The organism is Nocardiopsis codii, from assembly GCF_036327455.1.
In the GTDB taxonomy this organism is placed as follows: domain Bacteria; phylum Actinomycetota; class Actinomycetes; order Streptosporangiales; family Streptosporangiaceae; genus Nocardiopsis; species Nocardiopsis codii.
This window is the reverse complement of record NZ_JAUZMY010000020.1, coordinates 64,107-82,795: the sequence shown is the minus strand read 5'-3', so window position 1 is coordinate 82,795 and position 18,689 is coordinate 64,107. Positions and strand designations below refer to the sequence as shown.

Sequence of the window (18,689 nt, the reverse complement as noted above, 5' to 3'; positions counted from 1 at the left end):
GCACCTCGGGTACCAGCCAGCAAACCTTCTCCGACAAGGCTCGAAAACTTGCATCGGCCGGAGTAGACATTGCCTCATGGCGCTGCTACATTTTCTGTCGTAGCCACCGAGATACACGGCTGGACCACCGGATACGCCGGTGGAGAGCAGGACGGCCCGACCGGCGCGCTTGGCTGTACGGCGCCGGGGGCCGGTAGGACCGCGGTACCGGCGTCCCGCCCGTTCGGGGGTGCCGGAGCAGGATGTGGAGCAGGACGGCTCGACGGTGTGCACATGCTTCACGACACCGGGGCCGGTAGGACAGCAGTACAGGAATCGAGCAGTAACTCCGTGGTAGCAGGACCGGCCTTCCGCTCGCACAGGGAATGCCGGAGCAGGAAGAAGGACGCGGTAGGGCTCGACCGGCGCACGGTTGTACGGCGTCGGGAGCCGGCAGGACGCAGTCGAAAGCAGTGCACGAAGTGAGAAGCGAGAGGAGTAGATGCCATCAGGATCGCCCGGGCGAGGGAAGTACCGCTCGGGTACCGCAGGACCCTGCTTTGGAAGAAGGTGGTCCCCGGTCACACAACCGCGATCCCCGCGATCCCGACCCGGCTTGACCTCGGGCAGCGGAAGACCGGCTCAGGCCGGTAGGTGGTATTGAACTCTCGGGCCCCAGCGCCGAACGGCGCTGGGGCCCTCGACATTCGTCCTCGGCGTGGTTCACCGGCTTGGTCGACGGCGCGGCCCGCTGGCCGGCGACCCGGTAGCCGCGCTCGTCCAGGACGACCGCACCGATCGGGGTGCGTGTCTCATCGAGTCTTCCGTGCTCGTTCTTGACCGCGGTGATCAGCTGTTGATCTGTGCGTCGACGAAGACGGCGCCGATCTCCCCCAGCCGCTCGACCGCGTAGGCCGGGTCGACCAATGCTTCAGGGGTGTGGAGACCCGGCGGGACGGCTTCGCCGCGCAGACCCAGCAGTCGCTCGACACCGAGGGCGATGCCGAGTGCTGTCAAGGGGCGCTGCCCTGCCGGGTGGGTGAGGTGGCGACTCGTGCTGAACGGTGCACCGGTTGGACCGGCTCCTTCGAGGTCGATCCGGACCTCGAAGGACGCGGGTTCGCCGCGGCGCCGGCCTGCGGATGCACCGACCGCGAAGTCGAAGCGGACGTTCGGTGCGCCCGTGGCGTGGGCGAGGCTCGGTACGTCGAGGACGGCGATGCTCTGGCCGGGCAGGACGGTTCCGTCGGCGCTCATCACCTCCGTCTGGGCGTCGGAGCCGTCGATCCAGGTGAAGACGCCGTCACGGCGCACCAGTCCCGCCGAAGTGGCGGTGGACCACCGCTCCAGATCCGCTCTTCCCGCGGGGCCGCCGGTGTCCGATTCGTCCAGGACGGCGCTGACCCGGACGGTGTCGATCCGGTCGAGCTCCCGGGCCGCGTCCAGTGTCGCGAGGAGGGTGGCACCGGCGCAGTAGTGGCTGGCCAGCAGGACCGGCGCTGCGCTTGGTCGCTGGGCGCTCGCGACGACCTCCGGTGCGATCTCCACCAGACCGCTGGAGATGCTGAGGTAGGGCAACCCGTGGTGCTGCGCGTAGTGCAGCCCGTTCAGGTGGTCGTCCCACAGCGCGGCGACCACCGCCGAGTAGCGGTGATCGGCCGGGAGACCGAGATCGCTGCGCCGCAGGTCGATGGTCACGGCCGTCGCGGCGCCGAGTTCGTCGGCCATCCGCTGCGCGCGGTCGATGTCGCGGCCCGCGATCGTCAGCGGCAGCGCCGGGTGCCATCGGCGCAGGAGGGCTGCGGCGTCCCCGCCCGCCTGGCCCGAACCGCCCAAGATCAGTACCGGTTTCGACTGCTCCATTGTGGGTTCCTCTCGCATCCATGAACCTACATTTTGTAACTTACATTTTGTAGCCTAATCTATGGCACGACGCAAGGGAGGGCAATGACCACCACACCGACCCGCCTGTCCAAGCAGGCGAGGCGGGAGCAACTGCTCGACGTCGCCGTGGCGATCGTGCGCACACAAGGCGCCGACGGCCTGACCCTGGTCACCCTCGCGGAGGCGGCCGGGGTGAGCAGGCCGATCACGTACGACCACTTCGGCACCCGCCCCGGCCTCCTGCTCGCGCTCTATCGACGACTCGACGACCGCCACCGAGCCGTGGTCGCGCAGGCGTTGGAGGCTGCCGCGCCCACCGCTGACGAGGTCGCCCGCGTCATCAGCGCTGCCTACTTCGCCTGCGCCACCGACATGCCCGAGTTCGCCGCTGTTTCCGCCGCGGTGAAGGGGAATCCGGAGATGGAGGCGATCCAGCACGATATGCTCGACAGCTACGCGGACCTGATGGCCGCCGCACTGCGGCCCCACTCCGGCCTGACGCCCGAGGCCCTTCGGTTGCGCTGCGTCGGCGTGCTGGGTGCGGCCGAAGCGATCGCCGCCGAGCTGAACCGGGAGCGGGTCGCCGCCGACGATGCGGTCACCGCACTGGCCGACCTGATCGTGGGAGGCCTGGCCGCCGAGGCCGACCGCTAGGTCGCCCCGAAGCACCCCTCCCACACGGGCGAGTCCGCGATGCAGTGCTCCGGTCAGGTCCCCGAGAACTGTGCTTCGTGGTCGCCCGTGAACCCGGCCCCCGGCCGTGGCTCCTTCGCAAGTGTGAGGCCGGGCCGCGGTTCTCCCCCTCGCGGGGGAGGCGTCGATGACGGGACTCGCGTTGGCTGCTGGGATGACCTCCTCCGCTGCGTCCGCAGCTCACCGTTCCCCGGCCCCTCCACCACCCGGTCCTGCCGTGACCGCGATCGGCTTGCTGATGGCCCTGTGGTGCGTCGGGTTCGCGGTGTTCAACATCGTCTTCGAGGCCACCGACCGTTTCGCCGACGGCGCCTATGCCGACTACAGCTCCGCGATCACCGTGATGAACTGGCTGGTCGTCGGGCTGAAGGCGCTGGGGGCGGCCGTGGCGCTGCTGTCGGTCGCCAAACGCCCGACGTTCGTTCCCCCGGCTCTCTTGGCCGTGTTGGTGTGGGGGGTTTTCGCGACGCTCGGCCTGTACGCCGCGGGCAGCGTCGTACAGGCGGTCGGCATGGTTTCCGGCCTGGCGGGCGGGGTCGAACAGATCGACACCGCCGGTGTCGGCTACGTGCTCCTCTTCCTGCTGGCCGCGGCTGGTTTCGGGATCCTGGCGGTCTCCCACTCACGGCGGAACGGCCTCCGGAAGGGCTCCGCTGTCCTCGGGGTGCTCGGCGCACCTGCCGTGCTGGGCCTTGTCCTGCTGGCCGTCCCAACGCTGCTGGCCGCCCTCGGCCTCATGCCGAGACCCTGACGATCCCTGACCGGCCTGTACCGATTCCTCCGCCCGACCTCCGGGGAGCGGTGCACAGCGGGCCGCCCGCGTGCGGGGTCGACTCCTGGGCGGGAGGGTGGCCGCTTCCGGTCAGCGCGGGTGATTCGTGACCTTTGCCCGTGTTGTCGGCCGCGGCGCGGTACGTACGGTGGCCGGGCCGATGCACGCCCCGGCGTCGCCCCCGCGGCCCCGGCCGGAGAAGCGAAGGAACGATCCCCCCGTGCGCACAGCCCCCCTTCTCACCAGCGCGGGCACCCTCGTGCTCGCGCTGGTGGCATCCCTGGCGGCGGCCGCCCCGGCCGCCGCCGACGACCCCCTTCGGGTGTTCCACGAGCAGGAGGTCGCCTGGGCCCCCTGCGAGGAGCACCTCCTGCGCGATGTGGAGTGCGCCTGGATCGACGTCCCCCTGGACTACGCCGACCCCGGCGGCGAGCGCGCCTCCATCGCCGTCAGCCGCAACCGCGCCTCGGACCCCGGACGGCGCCGCGGCATCCTGCTCACCAACCCCGGCGGCCCCGGCAGCACGGGCCGCCAGATGGCCGTTGGCGACCGCCCCGACCATGCCTACTCCTCCCTGGGAGCGCAGCGCGTCGCCGAGGTCTACGACGTGATCGGGATGGACCCGCGCGGCAGCGGCGGCTCCACCCCCTACCTGGACTGCGGCACGGGCTACCCGGTCTCGGTCCCCCGCCCCACCGACGACTCGCTCTCCGCCCACACCCGCGCGGTGATCGCCGCCCAGCGGTCCTGCGAGAGCGCCCACGGCGACCTGATACCGCACATGACCACCGCGAACACCGCCCGGGACATGGACGTGATCCGTGCCGCCCTGGGCGAGGACGAGATCTCCTACCTCGGCCGCTCCTACGGCACCTACCTCGGCGCCGTGTACGGCAGCCTGTTCCCCGAACGCCTGGACCGCAGCGTCCTGGACTCCTCCGTCTCGCCCGAGGGCCTGTGGCGCGGGGTCTTCACCCAGCAGAGCGAGGGCTTCCGGGCCAACGTGGAGCGCTACACCGCCTGGGTGGCCGAGCACGACGACGTCTACGGCCTGGGGTCCACGCCCGAGGAGGTGCTGGCCGTCTTCGAGGAGACCCGCGCGCGGCTGGTGGAGCACCCCCGCTACGACCAGTGGCCGGACTCGCCGGAACCGTGGATCTACACGGCGGACTTCTTCGACGAGGACATCGGCAACGCGGCGCGTTCGCAGCATGAGTGGAGCATCTTGACCTCCGGTCTCTGGTACATCGTCAACGACCTGCCCTACCCCGAAACCGAGTGGCCCGAGGACCCGGAGGAGCCCGAGTGGCCCGAGTGGCCCGACCCCGGGATCGAGTTCACCAACGTCTCCCTGATGATGGCGGTGCTGTGCGAGGCGCCGTGGCCCACGCGCCTGTCGGACTACTACGCCGGCGTCAGGGAGGTCCGCGAGCGCAGCCCGTACGGGGTCGGGGCGGCCTGGCACGTGCCCCAGCCCTGCACCTTCGCCTCGCACACCCCCGCCCCGCTGGTGGAACTGGAGCGCGAGGGCTACCCGCGCGGCCTGGTCATCGGGGCCGAGTACGACGCGAACACCGTCTACGAGGCTGCCGAGCTCATGGCCGGCCGGCTGGACAACGCGCTCGTCACCATCGCCGACGAGGGGAACCACACCTTCTACGGACGCGAGGGGATGGACTGCGTGACGGCGGCGGTGGACGCCTACCTGGTGGACGGCGCCCCGCCCCGGGACACCCTGTGCGCCGGGCGTCCCCGCTCCGAGGATCCCTTCGCCCCGGAGGAGATGGGGGGTGCGGCCCGGGCCCCGGACACCGCCCCCCTCCGTGACCCGTTGTGGGCCGGTCCCCTCTCAGGGGGGACGACCCACGCCGGTCCGCTGGACCACTCCGAACGGCCGGATTGACCTACCGCATGCCCAGGCCCGCACCAGCCTGGAGGAGCTGCTGGACGAGGTCGCACGGACAGCCGAAGCCATCTGGTCGGAGCTTCCGCGCGAAGAACGGTCGAGGTCCTTCGTGCGGGTGGCGGACGTCGTGTTCGTGGTGTTCGGGGCGGTGCTGATGGCCGTCAGCCCGGTTCTCGGTATCTCCACGGTCCTGTAGCGGCCCCGGAACGGCCGCTCCGCACGCTCCACGACATCCCGCGCCCCGGCCGGTCGAGGAGCACGAGCCGGACGGGGGCGGGACCCGTTCACCGGCGCGGACGGGCGGGCCCGGCCCGTGGGCCCGTCCGCGCGGTGAACACTCCCCGGGCAGGGAGGAGGGGGCTGACGGGCGTGCGGCGGTCCGGTGTTCCGTCAGCGGGTCCCGAGGGTGGTCACGGGGTCACCACTCGTCCTCGAACCAGCCCTCGGGGGCCGGGTCGGCCGGAAGCGGGCGCGGGTCCTGGTGGCGCCGGGAGGTGCACTCGCGGAACGGCCCGTTGTCGCCGAGGATGATGCCCAACTGGAAGTCGAGGTGGTCCCGGTACCAGACCGCCATCCCGGTGCCCGCCTCCCACCGCAGGACCTCCCAGGCGTGCCACAGCGCCTGGAAGCGCGACACCGCCTCGGCGTGCCGCCACCACTCCTTGCACCAGCGGAACTGGCCGCCCTCGGGGCGGACGTAGACCGGGAGGAAGCGCAGCCGCACGAACTCCTCGACGTTCTTGAACACCGGTTCCGGGGCCGGCTCCCCGTCGTCGGCCTCCCCGCCGTCGACGCCGGCGACGGCCGAGGTGACGTCCGGGGCCTCGGCGGTGAGGCCCCCGCCGACGGTCGCGGTCTCCCGGGTCTCCTCCTCCAGGAGGTCCGCGGCGTGCTCGTTCGGTTCGGTGCTCATGCTCGGTGTCGTTCCTCTTCGCGTTCGTGGTCGTGTCGGGGCCGTCGGGGCCCGGGGGTCTCCGGGAGCGGAAGCGCCGCTCCCCGGGTCACCTGGCGCGGGCCGTCCGGGTGTGCGTGGTGGTGACCGATCTGCGCTGTCCCTCGTGCACGGCGGTCAGCCTCCCCGCCGCGCTCCTCTGGCGGCGGCGGTCGGTGGGGAGTCCGCGCGGCGAGTCGCCCGCGGCGGCACGGGCCGCCTCCCCCCTCCTGTACAGCGCGGCCTGCGCCCGGGTCCGGGCGATCGCGGTGCGCTTCTCCCGGCGCTCGCGCTGCTCGGCCACGCGGGCCACGGGATCCCGGGCGTCGGAGCCCCGTCCCCGCACAGCCCCCTCCCGGTCCTGCTCCCCGAGTGCGCGCGCCTCGTCGGGGCGGAGGACGGCCCGCCCGTTGGTGTCCTGTGCCCTGCCCAGCTGGGCGGTGGTCACGGGGAGCCGGGAGTCGCCCAGGACCAGGTTCGGCCCCAGGGCTCTGGTGGCGTCGTGCGCGCGCAGGTCCGCCTTGACCGCGTTGCCCGCGGCGACGGACCCGGCCCGGTCGGGGAGGCCGTTCGACGGGTAGCCGCGCGCCCGGTCGAAGGTGTCGAGCAGGGCCTCCCCCTGCGGGAAGGCGTTCGCCGCGCCCCCGGACGCGCGCGCCCGCGCCGCCTCCAGGTTCCTGTCGTGGTCCTCGCCGAACCCGGGGAGGTTCCTGTTGGCGACCGCGTTGGCGCGTACGTCGACCAGGACGGTGCCCGGGACGCGGCCGTTCAGGACGGCCGCGGACAGCGACTCGGCGTCGTCGCGGAGCTTGTTCAGGTCGGCCCTGTTGTCCTTGAACCAGGGGACCGCCTTGGCCCAGTACTCCTCCATGGTCTCCAGCGGACGGCCGTCGGCCTGCGGTGAGGCGCCCGCCATGACGGAGTTGGCGTCGATCCTGGAGGAGGCGGCGCTGCCCGTGTAGTTCTGGTCGCGCAGCATGTGGCGTTCCATGGACTCCGCGAGCTGCGGGTGCTTTTCGGCCAGTTCGCCGAAGAACCTCTCCTGGGCGTCCCGCGCCCCGGGCTCGTTGGCGTTGGCGGCGCTCAGCCAGTGCAGCGCGAGCTCACGGGGGTTCATGCGGCCCGTGTCCAGGGTCTCGTCGAGCCCGCGCCTCCACAGGTGCTCCGGGGGCGTGTCCGGGTCCGGTCCCTGGCTCTGCATGCTGAGGCGGGCGGCCTGCTCGATCCGCCCGGTGCCGTAGTCGGCGCGGAGCACCTGGTCCACGTCCTCGAGCTTCAGGTTCTGCTGTACCTCGCGGACGCGCTGGACGTCCGCCCCCAGGACGTCGGCGACCACGCGCGCGTCGGCCCGGCGGATGAGGCCGAGACCGCCCATCGCGACCTCGGGCGAGTAGCCGACGTGCTCCTCCGTGTAGAACTGCTCTCCCCTGCTCTGCCTGCTCCGCTTCCGCAGCGAGTGGTACAGGGAGCCCCTGGCGAGGGCGCCCGAGTTGCTGAGGCCGCCCTGGCCGACGGAGGAGCTGATCGCGGCGAGGAACAGGGCCTCGCGGATCTCCTGGTCGCCGCCCCCGCCGGACTCCGGGCCCGAGGGTGTGAGGAGTTCGGCGAGTCGTGCGCGGTTGCGGCGCAGCTCGTCGGCCTTCTTGCCGCTGATCTGGCCCTTCGGCCGGTTCGGGCTCATACGCCCCTCCTGTCGGGTGAGGTCACGGGGTCGGCCCGCCGTTCCGTCCGGCCGCGCCCCTCTGTACGGCCCCGCGCCCCCTCTGTACGTGGAGGGGGGAAGCCGCGGCGACGGCGGTGCCCTGTCCGGTTCTTGCGCGCCTGAGCCCGCGGGCACGCAGAGCCGCCCTGGCGTTCTGCGGTCCGGTGGAGGGTGCCGCTGGGGCCGCGGGCGCGTGCCTGGCCGGGGCCGCCGCCGGGGCCTGGGGCAGGTTCCGACTCGCGGGGTCGGCCGCGGCCATGCGCTCGTTGAACCCGCGCCGCTGGACGGTCGCCTTGGCCGCGTTCCAGCGGAGGAGCTGCTTGGCGTCCTCCTTCGGAACGCCCCTCTTGGCGTGGCCCCTGAGGTCGTCCACCCGGTCGTCGACCTGCTTGACGTAGGTGTCGTGCGCGGCCTGCGCCGCGTCGACGGCGCGGTGTCCCCGGTCCTCGGCCCTGCTCACCACCCCGTCGCGCCGCTGCTCGGCCGTTCGTACCAGGGAGTCGCCCTGTCGCCGCGCGTCCGCGACCCGTGCCGCTCCCTCCGCGTCCGTCCTGCGGACGTCCGCGTCGCCCGCTCTCACCGCCGCGGCGACCACCCGGTTGCCCCGGGTCCTCGCCCTGGCCACCCGGCTCGTGCGCCGGTCCCCGGCCGCGGCGACGAGCGCGTCTCCCCGGCGCTCGGCGTCCCTCTCGGCGACGGCGCCCTTTCCGGAGGCGGCGTCGACCAGTGCTCGCCGCGTCCTCTCCGCCCGCTCGACGTCGGCGTCCGCGGAGGCCCTGACCCGCGACGTCACGCGGTCGACCCGTTGGCGGGCACCGGTGATCCGCGCGGTCCTCCTGTCCCGGGCTGCCCGCAGGTCCGCCCCGGCCCGTGTCCTCGCCCGGTCGACCGTCTGCGCGCGGGCCGCCTCCGCGGCCCGCACCATGCCCTCTCCGCGCGCCCGCTCGCTCGCCACGTGCGCCTCCGCTCGCCGGCGGGCCCTCTCCAACGCCCGCCCTGCGCTTCTCTTCGCGAGCACGGCCCTCGCCCGGCGCGCCGCGACCCGTGTGCGGATCGGGATGCGGCCCTTGCGGATGCGCCACCGGAGGAAGGCGCCTGCGAGCCTCGCCACCGGGCGGAGCACCATCATCGCGAGCCCCAGGACCGCTTGGAGGAGTGCCTGGAGGATCCGCACCAGGTAGTCGAGGATCCACGCGGCGAACCTCGTGATGGAGGAGAGCGCGGCCTGGGTCTCCGACGCCACGTCGCCGGCTCCGCTCGCGCTCTGGGGCGCGCCCGGCGCACCCTGCAGGTTGCGCCGCGCGTGCGCGTTGGGCTGCTTGGCGACGGTCTCACCCCCCACCTGTGGCGGGGGCGGGGGTTCGGCGGTAGCTGTCTGGGAGGCCATGGTCCCGTTCCTTGCCGGTCAGGTCTGCTGGGTCAGCGGTTCACGAAGCGGAGGGCGTGCTCAGGCGCTCGGCGCGCTCCCGCGCCGGGGGCGGCCCGGGGCCCGCGGGTCCCGCCGGGCGGCGGGCTGGACGGTGGCCCTGCCGACGGTTCCCGGGGATGTCCGGCCGGGCCGGTCGTGCAGCGCGGTGCGGGGGCGCGGTGCGGGGGTGGCCGGGGCCCGCGTTCCCGGGACGTCGGCGGCGCGGGACACGAGGGGGTCCCCCGTGCTCCGGCCGGCGACCGGGCGCACGAGCCCCTCCTTCTGGTCGAGGAGGGTGAGGAAATCCGTGAGGGCCCTCTCCCCCTCGGCCCTGTCGGTTCGCAGGGCGGCGTGGTGGTCCGCCGCGGCGCCCCGTCGGCCGGTCCTCCACCCGAGTTCGAGGGCGGTGATCCTGTTGCGGTTCCTGGAGAGCTCCAGTGCGAAGAAGGTGTGCGCCTTCTCGACCTCCGCGATCACCCGGACGCTCAGGCCCCTGGCGGCCTCCGTGACGGCCCCGTCCTTCGCCCCTGTGTGGCTCTGGTACCGCACGGCGGCGGCGCAGACCTCGGCGCACCGCCGCTTCGCCGTCTCCCGGTGGGCGTCGATCTCGTCGAACCGGTTCGCGATGTCCCTCTGGAGGGGGGTGAGGGAGTGCGGTAACAGCGTGTTCAGCACTCTCGTCCCGCGACTGGTGTCCGCCATGGTCCTTCTCCTCGTCCTCGCCGGCCGGGTGGTGGGGTGCGTCGGTCGTCGACGCCCGTTCACGCGCCCCCGGAGGCGTTGTAGCTCGCGCGGGCGCCGGTGGTGATCTGCTCCTCGGCGTCCTTGATCGCCGCGGTGACCAGCCTGGCCTTGTCGGTCCTGTACCAGGGGCGCATGCGCAGGATCGTGGGCTGGGCCGCCGTGGCGAAGAGCAGGCACTCGCCCTTGTCGATCTGGCGGATGTCGGATCCCTGCATGATCTCCTGCCTGCGGAGCTGCACGGAGTGGTTGCCCTTGCCCTCCCCGTAGCTGAACGACGTGGTGGAGACGTCGTGCTGGCCGATCAGCTTGGACAGGGCGTCCACGATCTTGTGGTCGTCGAGCCCGGCGCCGAACACCTTCACCGTGGCCGCGGACCACATCGCCTCCATGCCGTTCTCGGTCCAGACGCGCACGCCCTGCCGGTAGCTCTGGAGGATGGTGACCGGGACGATCCCGCGGGACCCCAGGTGGGAGTACATGTCGGGGAGGTCGGCGATCTTGCAGATGTTCGCGGCCTCGTCCAGGACGGCCACGAGGGGCGGGTCGAGCCGCCCGCCCTGCGCCTCGGAGGCCTGCTCCCCCGCCAGGAAGATCGCGTCGGTCAGGGCCGCGATGAGCGGCGCGGAGGCGGCCCGGGACTTGCTGAGCAGGTGGAGCGTCTGCTTGCTGGTCACGAACGACCGCGGCTCGAACTCGGGGAGCGGGCGGACCCCGGGAGGGGTCACCCACTGCATGATCTGGGGGTCGTCGAGACAGCGTGCGGCCGTGCGGGCGGTGGTGTAGATGCCGTCGCGGGTCTCCGCGACGATGTTCTGGGTCTCGCGAAGGGCCTCGGCGTAGGCGGTGAAGCCGTGCTCGAAGAGGACGTCCACCGGCTGCGGGAGCTTGGTGTCGTGCAGCCACTCCCCGACGGTGGACAGCGACTTCCCCGCGAGTGCCGCGGCGAGGATGAGCTGGGAGAGCAGCGCCCGGGCCGCGGGGCCCCACATGTCCTTCTTCGAGTCGTCGTCGATGGTGAGGACGAAGTGTCCGGCGAGGCGGTAGGCGTCCTCGACGCCGCGGACGTCGGTGAGCGGGTTCCACCAGAACTCCTGGCCCTGGTGTGTGACGTGCTGGGGGTCGAACAGCCACACGCGCTCGCCCGTCGTGTGCTCGCGGATCCGCGCGGTGGCCGACCACACGTCGGCCTTGTTGCTCGTGGCCAGCGCGGGTCCGGGCGCGTCCAGGACGTAGGGGATCGCCATCGCGGTGGTCTTGCCCGCGCGGGGGGCCATGAAGGCGAGGACGGTGTCCTCCCACGACGCGAACAGCCGGGCGCCCGTCCGGTTCCCGTCACCGCGCATGTCGCCGATGGTCAGGCCGACGTCCGCGTCCTTGAGCCCCCTGCCCTTCCGGCCGGACAGCGAGCTCCTGCGCAGCCGCACCGCCTTCTCGGCGGCCTCGGGCCGGGCCAGCTCGGCCACCGTCTCGTTGTCCTTGTTCAGGGCGCTGACCGCGCCCGGCTGCCCGTACAGGGCGTTCCGGACCCGGTGGAGGACCCACCAGAGGAGCGCCACCGACAGCGCGGCGAAGAGGCTGAACAGCAGGACGACGGGGAGGGTCGGGGTACCCGGCCAGACCGTCCCGGTGTCCCAGATCACCAGCGAGACGACCCATGCCATGCCGAATCCGCCGACGGTCCCCCCGGTCAGGGAGGCGACGATCCGCGCCGCCAGCCAGAAGAGGAAGAACAGCCCCACCGTGCCCCAGAGGGCGATCAACACCAGCAGGGGCGGCGCCCCCGCGGCTGCGGCCCCGCCCTTCACCTGGTACTTCGGGCGTTCACGTGACATGGTCGTCCTCACTCCCGCCGGATGGCCTGGTCCGTGTCGTACAGGGTGAGTTCGTCACGGGTGAGCGTCATCTGCACCGGGATGCCGAGCCGCTCGGCCCCCGTCTTGATCAGGTACTTGCCGCGTCCGGGGTGGCGCGCGCCGGGCTGCCAGGAGTCCGGCGAGGACCACGACGCGACCAGCCCCTGTTCGGGACCGGTCATCGGGGTGATCCGGTTGACGGAGGCCAGTTCGCGCGGCGGCAGTCCGGCGAGGACGGTGATCGCGGAGCGGTCCACGAAGCCCCGGGCCTTGGCCCGGTCCTCCTCGGTGGCCAGCGCCTCCAGGTCGCTGAGGGAGTGCGTCACCATGACGGACGCCATGCCCTTGGAACGGTTGAGCCGGGTGAGGGAGTCGGCGAACTCCACCAGGCCGGGGGCCCCGCGCAGGGCCCGCCACAGCTCGTCCATCACGCCGATGTAGGAGCGGCGCCGGATGAGGCCGTGTTCGGAGAGCACGGCCGCGGCGTCGACCATCCCGAAGCCGTAGCTCCACGTGCACAGCATCGCCGCGGTCAGCAGCTTGTCGCCGGCGGCCCCCACACGGGAGATGTCGACGCTGATGCCCGGCGCCTCCATGTCGAGCGGGCTCGTGGTCTCGCCGTCGAACACCCCGGCCAGGGAGCCGGTGCACAGCAGGCGGAGGGTGAAGACGAGGTCGTCCACGCGCTTGTCGTACTGGTCCCTGGTGTCGGCGCGGGCGAACGACCGCAGCGACTCGGGGCCCTCCTCGACGACCTTGAGGACGTCGATGACGTTGGGCTGGCGCGTGCCGGCCAGCCGCTCGTCGAGGAGGTCGACCGCGGCGCCGAGGACGACCTCCTCGGCGTTGGCGATCCGGTCCTCGCGGACCAGCGTGCACAGGGCCATCAGCAGGGAGATCCGGCGGGAGCGCACCTCCCAGCGCAGTTTCTCCCGCTCCACCTCGGTGAGCCGGTCCATGACCCCGCCCAGAGGGCCCGCGTCGAGCGGGTTGATGCGGTCCAGCCCGCGGCCGATCCGCACGACCTGTCCGCCGAGGTGGCCGATCAGGTCGGTGTAGTCGGGTTTGGTGTCGCCGAGGATGATGGCCTGCGAACCGAAGGCCACCGCCCCGGTGACGAGCCGCTTGACGAACGTCGACTTGCCCGTGCCCGGCTGCCCCAGCACGAAGCAGCCGGGGTTCGTGATCAGCCCGGCGCGCAGCCACGCCATGGGGTCGAGGCAGACGACCTCGCCGGACAGCAGGTCCCGTCCGATCGGGGTGCCGATCGACGGCGGCTTGCTGCTGGTGACGAACGGGAAGAGGCCGCACGCCTGGGCGGTGGTGGCCTGGTACTCGACCGCGTTGGGGATGTTCGGCGAGGCCCCGCCGCCCTTGTGCCGCCAGCCGAGCAGGGGGGCGATGACCTCCCTGTCCCGCTCCGCCGACCGGTCCGGCCGCTCCGCCCTCTCCTTCTGCTCCTGCCTCTGCTTGAGGCGTTTGCGCTCCGCCCGCTGCTGGCGGCGCTCCTCCCGCCGGCTCTGCCGGTCCACGATGGCCATCGGTGCCCCCTTCTAACCCATACCGCGCTGGACGAGGAACGGCGGGCACACGCCGAGGGGCAGGGTCGTGGCGAAGGCGACGTCCTGGCTGCCCCAGGCCCGGCGCAGCCGGATCCGGGAGGTCTCGGCCGCCGACTCCGTGTGCGCGACGGCCTGCTTGAGCCTCTGCTCGTCGTCGACGGTGGCCGTCGTGTACAGGCTCACCTGCACCAGGCCGGCTCCGCGCGTCTCCTCCTGGGCCGCCTGCCGTGCGTAGGCGAGGTCCTGGCTGTCCCTCGCGCTGACCCGGTGCCGGACCCGCCAGGACAGCTCGCTCTTGTACTGGGCCGCCGAGTTCTGGGACTCCAGCGCGCGCGCCGCCGCGGCGGCGGGCCAGGGGCGGAACAGCAGCGTGGTGCGCTTGGCCCAGCGGGTCGGGGAGAGGAGTTCGGCGAGCACCGTGCTCGTGACGTGGGTCCTCGGCGCCTCCTGCCAGATCCAGGAGACGCTGGTGCCGCTGTCGTGGGTGTAGCGGTCGTGGTGCGCCTCGGCCTCGACGGGGGTCGCGTCCGTCCAGTCGAGCGTCCCGATGTCCTCGGGCGTCGTGTGCAGCAGGGAGCTGAGGTCGTTGAGCGCCGTCGGGTCGTAGGCGGTGCGCACCATGGCGACGAGCTGTTCGGGCGTCGCGCGCCCCAGCACGGACACCCCCGTGGTGGCGAGGCTCGACTCGATCTGGTTGAGGTAGCCGCTGATCTCCACGGCCGCCTGCATGCGGTCCTTGGGGGCCACCGGGAACTTGCGGGGGTCGTAGGTGATGCTGATCCGGGTCTCGACCTGGGCGCTCACGGTGGGGGCGTTGAGGACGAGGTCGCGCATGATCTTGCGGGCCGCCGCGGGGGACTGCGGGTCGATGTCCGCCTCGACGTTGGTCCGCAGCGCGCTCCCGGGGTCGGGGCGCGACTCGACGGTGACCGTGACCCACTGGACCCACGGCATGTAGCCGAGGGACGCGAGCCACTGGTGCCAGCTCGCCACCCAGGTGTCGACGTCGGCCGGCTCCGCGAGCCACACCGAGTTGGACGAGACCAGGACCGTCGCGGTCATGTGCCCCAGCCTCCGGTTCCAGGCGAGGCCGAACCGCCCGCCCTTGCCGTCCTCGCAGGAGAGGAGGGTGACGGGGGCGAGGATGCCGGGCAGCTGGAAGGCCCGCGGGTGCTCCACCATGACGCCCGCCCGGTAGCGTGTGTGGCCGAGGACCTTGGCCCACCACCACCGCAGACGGGTGAGCAGGAAGCTCAGCAGGGACTCCCCCTGGACCGGCACCGCGGCGAACACGAACGCCACCGCCATGACCGGCAGGAGGTAGAGGGCGAAGCCGGGCGCGAACATGCCCGACAGCATCAGGACGACCAGGCCTCCGAGGAGGACGAGGGTCGCGGTCAGGCCGAGGCCGAACAGCCCGATGCTGCGGCGGCGGCGCCACCCTCCGTACGTGCGGACCACTTAGACCATCCTTCCGTCGGCTCCGTCGGCGAACTGCGCCCCGGAGGCTCCCTCCGGCGCCACCTCTCCGGCACCGCCCGAGTACCCGCCGCCCGAGGCGCCTCCCGAGACGGCTCCGGTGTCGGCCGCTCCGGCGCCCGCGGGGGCGTCTCCGACCGCCCCGGGCTCGGAGCCGCCGCCACCGTCCGCCCCCGACGCCACCGTCTGGCTGTATCCCTGTTCCGAACCGCTGACCGACGTCGAGCTGACCGACTCCGTCGCGCCGGCGGCGGCCGTCGCGGCGCCGTCCTGCGCACCGCCCTCCGGGCCTCCGCCCATCGCGCCGTCCACGCTCCCGGTCCCGTCCGCACCGCCCAGGGGGCCGCCGCCACCGGAGGTGGGTCCGCCCTGTGTGCCCATGGTGCCGGTCTCGACGGCGCCCGTGCCGGCCGCGCTCGCCGCCACCGCGGAGGCCCCGTCCCCGGCGGGCTGTCCTCCACCGCCCTCGTCGAGGTTGCGCGCCACTCCGGCGGCGCGCTCGTTGGCTCCGGCCGCGGCGGCCTGTGCCCCGCCGTTGGCGGACGAGGAGCCGCTCGCGGGTGGGGAACCTGCCGCGGACGAGGGGGACGCGTCGGCACCGCTGCCGTTCCCGCCTCCACCACCTCCGCCGCCTCCTCCGCCGCCCCCTCCCAGGGAGCTGACGCCGCCCGCGGCGAGGGCCATCATCCAGACGCTGCCCGAGCTCATGAGCTTCATCAGGACGGGGAGGGCGCCGGTGGCCATGAGCATGATCGCCGCTCCCAGGAGGTACCTGGACAGGCCCTCCTCGTCACTGGTGTCGGTGGTCGCGATGAGGACGAGGCCGGACAGGTAGATCAACAACAGGAAGGGCTTGTACAGGAGGCAGGCGAAGAGCCAGCCGATGACCTTCGGGAAGATCTTCAGCCCGGGGACCAGCGAACTCGCCGCGGCCAGCGGCAGGAGGCACGCGAGCAGGTAGACGATCGACTTGAGCATCGCCAGGACGATCATCTGCGCGATGAGCCCGAGGATCACCGCGAGGCTGATCAGATAGGTGACCGCCTCGCGCGCGGAGTCCTCCGCGAAGCCCAGGTCGTTCTCGTCGGCGCCCACCCGCATGATGCTCGGGTAGACCTCCTGTGCCGCGACGAGGAAGCTGACCTGCCGCGACCCGTTGCCGTTCTCGTAGGGGGCCGAATACGTCCCGGTGTCCAGGATCATCTGGGTGAGGCCGCCGCTGAAGCCCGCCAGGACGTAGACGAAGAAGAGCCCGGCGAACGTGGTGATGATGACCGTCAGCAGGCCCCGGACCAGGTCCATCATGGGATCGAGCCTGCGTGTCCAGAGCAGGCGGATGGCCGCCACCAGGATGCCCAGGGTCGCGAGGAAGAGGATCAGCGGGTTGAAGACGTTCTGGAGCTGCAGCACGCCCTGGTCGACGACGAGCTGGTTGCTGCCGTACTCCCGTTGGAGGGGCGCCCCGCTGCCGCTGGAGATGAGCAGGCCGAACATCCGCTCGATGATGCCCTGAAGGCTCTCCGTGATCCAGCTCGCCGTCGCGTCGTTCTCCATCTATCCACCTCCCCGGTTCATCATCCGACCGTTCTCCTTTGACGGAAACCTGTTTTATCCGACGTCGCAGTAACCGTTCCCGACTTGGTCCTCGCGCTTGTTTCCGTTCGCCCACTCCGGGAATTCGGTGCAGATGTAGTACTTGTGCATCGCGGGTTCACCGCGCCCTGCGCGCGCGTACTCCCGGGGAACGTCGTCGAAGTGGTCCACCGGATTGTCCGGGCACGATCCGCTTTCGTTCCACAAATTCGAGGGAAGATTGGGGCAGTGGTAGTCGGCCCAGATCCAGTTGTCGCCCTTCAGGAGCGCGAAGTCGTCCCCGCTCGGGGTGCAGGGGGAACGCGTGTAGGCGGTGTTCCCGTCATGGAATCCGGAGACGAAGCAGTAGTCGTAGCAGTCGGCCTTGCCGTCGCGGGTGCACCGCTCGTCGTCGGGGCCGGTCAGCGGAACGGAGTGCGAGAGGCGCTCCCACCCGTCGTCGTCGGGGCAGACGAACTCGCGGGAGTCGGGGTCCTGGAGCGCGCCCTCACAACCGGCGCTCTCCCGCTCGACGTCGTTCTGCTCGGCCGCGACCCCCGCGATGAGGGACCCGAGGTCGTCCTCCGTCTCGTGGTACGAGCCCTGGAGCAGCATCCCGGCGAGGGATCCGGACGCGATCAGCAGGACGACGCCGAGGACCACCCAGGGGAGTTCGGCCATACCGCGCGCGGCGATCCAGGGGTCGCCGGTGAAGTTGGCGTGGATCATGCGCCCGCCGATGATGATGAGCGCGAGGACGCCGATGACGGCCCCTCCCCAGGCGACGTAGCCCAGCACCTCGTTCCCGGACTGCTGGAACTGCGCCATCGCCAGCGGCGTCCGCGCCGCGTCAGCGACGTGGATCGGCTCGTACGCCATTGCGCTCCGCCCCCCGACCTCTCACGATCCGTTCACGATCCGACGAGTGTGGTGACCACGGGGATGGCGACCAGCATCAGCGAGACGCCCATCACGGTCCACACCACTCCGCCGATACCGTCGGCGGCCACCTCGGAGCGGCCCAGCTTGCCGATCGCCATCTTGGCCGCCGAGTACAGGATGCCGATGACCCCGATCACGACGACGACGCCCTGGGCGAGGTTGAGGAACCGGCCGACGGGGTCCCCGTCGGGGTCCTGTGTCCCCCCGACCCCCCAGTCCGGCATCCGGGGCCGGACGTCCCAGGTGACCTCCGCGGGCAGGACCGCGGCCAGGTGCGCCGCGTCCGCGAGGGCCGGCAGGAGTTCCGGCGGCACCGTCAGCCGCCCGCGACGTTGGCGACGGCCCGGATGATCGGGACGGCGACGAGCATCAGGGAGATGCCCATGACCGTCCACACCAGTCCGCCGACACCGTCGGCGGCGAGGTCGGAGCGGCCGAACTTGCCGATGGCCATCTTGCCGGCGGCGAAGAGGATGCCGATGATGCCGATGACGACGATGATGCCCTGACCCCAGTTGAGCACCTGCTGGATGGGGTCGTGCCCGTCCTCGAAGGCGGGCAGGTCGGGGTCGGTGGTCCAGCCGAAGGTACCGTCCATCGGGACGGCTGCCATGTGGGTGACCAGGTCGTTGGTGGCGTTCAGAACGTCCATGCGTTTCCAGTTCTCCTTACCCTGAGGCCTGCCGCGTCAGGGTCTCGCTCGCCGCCGTGTGGCACGCGTTCCTGATCTGGTCCAGGGCCCGCCGCGCCCTCGTGGGGAGTTTCACCCGGTCCGCCTCGACGGCGTCCACGTAGCGCAGGGCCGGGACGAACGGGAAGCGGACGAGGAGGCCGACCCGGTCGCGGACCAGGCCCAGGCGGGCCGCGGACTCCGCGGGCTCGGGGCCGGCGCCGTCCGCCGCGACCACCAGCGCGGCGGGCCGGATGCCGTCGCCCTCCAGGACGTTGATGACCTCCGCGGCGCGCGCGGTCGATGCGACGCTGTTCCGGGAGACGAGGACCAGGGGGCGTCCGAAGGCGCCGATCCCGCCCCTGTCGGACGAGTAGGCGCCGAGGTCCCAGGGGGTGTTCAGCAGTACGCGCAGCGTGGTGGTGCCCGCTCCGCCGTGGCATCCGAGCACGACCATCTCCCTGGCCCAGTCGGGCAGAGGCGGCCCCGCCGGTTCGCCCTGGTCCGCACCGCCGGTCTGTCGCCTCCTCATAAGGGTCCCCTCGTCCGTGTCGTGAAGGCGCCGTCCCCCTGCCGGGGTCGGGCGCTCCCC

The 18,689-nt window shown here is 72.2% G+C and carries 16 protein-coding genes; 3 read left to right on the top strand and 13 right to left on the bottom strand.

Features of this window, described 5'->3' with window-relative positions; genetic code table 11:
- Positions 1-828 precede the first annotated feature (828 nt).
- Positions 829-1,842: a Rossmann-fold NAD(P)-binding domain-containing protein gene (locus Q8791_RS19970; protein WP_330093275.1), complete on the bottom strand. Its 1,014-nt coding sequence runs from the start codon at positions 1,840-1,842 to the stop codon at positions 829-831.
- Between the two features lie 84 nt (positions 1,843-1,926).
- Here Q8791_RS19970 and Q8791_RS19965 point away from each other — a divergent pair, with 84 nt between their 5' ends.
- The 3 genes from Q8791_RS19965 (at position 1,927) to Q8791_RS19955 (ending at position 5,231) form a co-directional block, all read left to right on the top strand.
- Entirely contained in the window at positions 1,927-2,517 is a 591-nt protein-coding gene (locus Q8791_RS19965; RefSeq protein ID WP_330093274.1) for a TetR/AcrR family transcriptional regulator, read from the top strand.
- 256 nt (positions 2,518-2,773) lie between these two features.
- On the top strand, positions 2,774-3,307 hold the full coding sequence (locus Q8791_RS19960) for a hypothetical protein (protein WP_330093273.1): 534 nt from the start codon (positions 2,774-2,776) through the stop codon (positions 3,305-3,307).
- Positions 3,308-3,548: 241 nt separating this feature from the next.
- Positions 3,549-5,231, top strand: coding sequence for an alpha/beta fold hydrolase (locus Q8791_RS19955; RefSeq protein ID WP_330093272.1), 1,683 nt, complete (start codon positions 3,549-3,551; stop codon positions 5,229-5,231).
- A 421-nt stretch (positions 5,232-5,652) separates the two neighbouring features.
- Here Q8791_RS19955 and Q8791_RS19950 read toward each other — a convergent pair whose 3' ends face one another.
- The 12 genes from Q8791_RS19950 to Q8791_RS19895 form a co-directional block, all read right to left on the bottom strand.
- Complete coding sequence (locus Q8791_RS19950; protein WP_330093271.1) at positions 5,653-6,147, bottom strand: DUF4913 domain-containing protein; 495 nt, start codon at positions 6,145-6,147, stop codon at positions 5,653-5,655.
- Positions 6,148-6,235: 88 nt separating this feature from the next.
- Positions 6,236-7,846 (bottom strand): hypothetical protein, encoded by a 1,611-nt coding sequence (locus tag Q8791_RS19945; RefSeq protein WP_330093270.1) that lies wholly within the window; start codon positions 7,844-7,846, stop codon positions 6,236-6,238.
- A 22-nt stretch (positions 7,847-7,868) separates the two neighbouring features.
- Positions 7,869-9,254: a hypothetical protein gene (locus tag Q8791_RS19940; protein WP_330093269.1), complete on the bottom strand. Its 1,386-nt coding sequence runs from the start codon at positions 9,252-9,254 to the stop codon at positions 7,869-7,871.
- A 60-nt stretch (positions 9,255-9,314) separates the two neighbouring features.
- Entirely contained in the window at positions 9,315-9,977 is a 663-nt protein-coding gene (locus Q8791_RS19935; protein ID WP_330093268.1) for a hypothetical protein, read from the bottom strand.
- A 59-nt stretch (positions 9,978-10,036) separates the two neighbouring features.
- Entirely contained in the window at positions 10,037-11,851 is a 1,815-nt protein-coding gene (locus tag Q8791_RS19930; RefSeq protein ID WP_330093267.1) for a type IV secretory system conjugative DNA transfer family protein, read from the bottom strand.
- Positions 11,852-11,859: 8 nt separating this feature from the next.
- On the bottom strand, positions 11,860-13,413 hold the full coding sequence (locus Q8791_RS19925) for a hypothetical protein (protein ID WP_330093266.1): 1,554 nt from the start codon (positions 13,411-13,413) through the stop codon (positions 11,860-11,862).
- Positions 13,414-13,425: 12 nt separating this feature from the next.
- On the bottom strand, positions 13,426-14,895 hold the full coding sequence (locus Q8791_RS19920) for an SCO6880 family protein (RefSeq protein ID WP_330093265.1): 1,470 nt from the start codon (positions 14,893-14,895) through the stop codon (positions 13,426-13,428).
- Complete coding sequence (locus tag Q8791_RS19915; RefSeq protein ID WP_330093264.1) at positions 14,896-16,467, bottom strand: hypothetical protein; 1,572 nt, start codon at positions 16,465-16,467, stop codon at positions 14,896-14,898.
- Positions 16,468-16,521: 54 nt separating this feature from the next.
- Complete coding sequence (locus Q8791_RS19910; RefSeq protein WP_330093263.1) at positions 16,522-17,364, bottom strand: hypothetical protein; 843 nt, start codon at positions 17,362-17,364, stop codon at positions 16,522-16,524.
- Positions 17,365-17,396: 32 nt separating this feature from the next.
- Entirely contained in the window at positions 17,397-17,741 is a 345-nt protein-coding gene (locus Q8791_RS19905; RefSeq protein ID WP_330093262.1) for a hypothetical protein, read from the bottom strand.
- A gap of 2 nt (positions 17,742-17,743) precedes the next feature.
- Positions 17,744-18,079, bottom strand: a complete 336-nt coding sequence (locus tag Q8791_RS19900) for a hypothetical protein (RefSeq protein WP_330093261.1) — start codon at positions 18,077-18,079, stop codon at positions 17,744-17,746.
- Positions 18,080-18,095: 16 nt separating this feature from the next.
- Positions 18,096-18,629, bottom strand: coding sequence for a hypothetical protein (locus tag Q8791_RS19895; protein ID WP_330093260.1), 534 nt, complete (start codon positions 18,627-18,629; stop codon positions 18,096-18,098).
- Positions 18,630-18,689: the final 60 nt, after the last annotated feature.

Bases quoted from the DNA above. Each gene is read 5' to 3' on its own strand.
- Q8791_RS19970 (WP_330093275.1), bottom strand. From the start codon at position 1,842: ATGGAGCAGTCGAAACCGGTACTGATCTTGGGCGGTTCGGGCCAGGCG.
- Q8791_RS19965 (WP_330093274.1), top strand. From the start codon at position 1,927: ATGACCACCACACCGACCCGCCTGTCCAAGCAGGCGAGGCGGGAGCAA.
- Q8791_RS19950 (WP_330093271.1), bottom strand. From the start codon at position 6,147: ATGAGCACCGAACCGAACGAGCACGCCGCGGACCTCCTGGAGGAGGAG.
- Q8791_RS19945 (WP_330093270.1), bottom strand. From the start codon at position 7,846: ATGAGCCCGAACCGGCCGAAGGGCCAGATCAGCGGCAAGAAGGCCGAC.
- Q8791_RS19940 (WP_330093269.1), bottom strand. From the start codon at position 9,254: ATGGCCTCCCAGACAGCTACCGCCGAACCCCCGCCCCCGCCACAGGTG.
- Q8791_RS19935 (WP_330093268.1), bottom strand. From the start codon at position 9,977: ATGGCGGACACCAGTCGCGGGACGAGAGTGCTGAACACGCTGTTACCG.
- Q8791_RS19930 (WP_330093267.1), bottom strand. From the start codon at position 11,851: ATGTCACGTGAACGCCCGAAGTACCAGGTGAAGGGCGGGGCCGCAGCC.
- Q8791_RS19925 (WP_330093266.1), bottom strand. From the start codon at position 13,413: ATGGCCATCGTGGACCGGCAGAGCCGGCGGGAGGAGCGCCGCCAGCAG.
- Q8791_RS19915 (WP_330093264.1), bottom strand. From the start codon at position 16,467: ATGGAGAACGACGCGACGGCGAGCTGGATCACGGAGAGCCTTCAGGGC.
- Q8791_RS19910 (WP_330093263.1), bottom strand. From the start codon at position 17,364: ATGGCGTACGAGCCGATCCACGTCGCTGACGCGGCGCGGACGCCGCTG.
- Q8791_RS19900 (WP_330093261.1), bottom strand. From the start codon at position 18,079: ATGGACGTTCTGAACGCCACCAACGACCTGGTCACCCACATGGCAGCC.
- Q8791_RS19895 (WP_330093260.1), bottom strand. From the start codon at position 18,629: ATGAGGAGGCGACAGACCGGCGGTGCGGACCAGGGCGAACCGGCGGGG.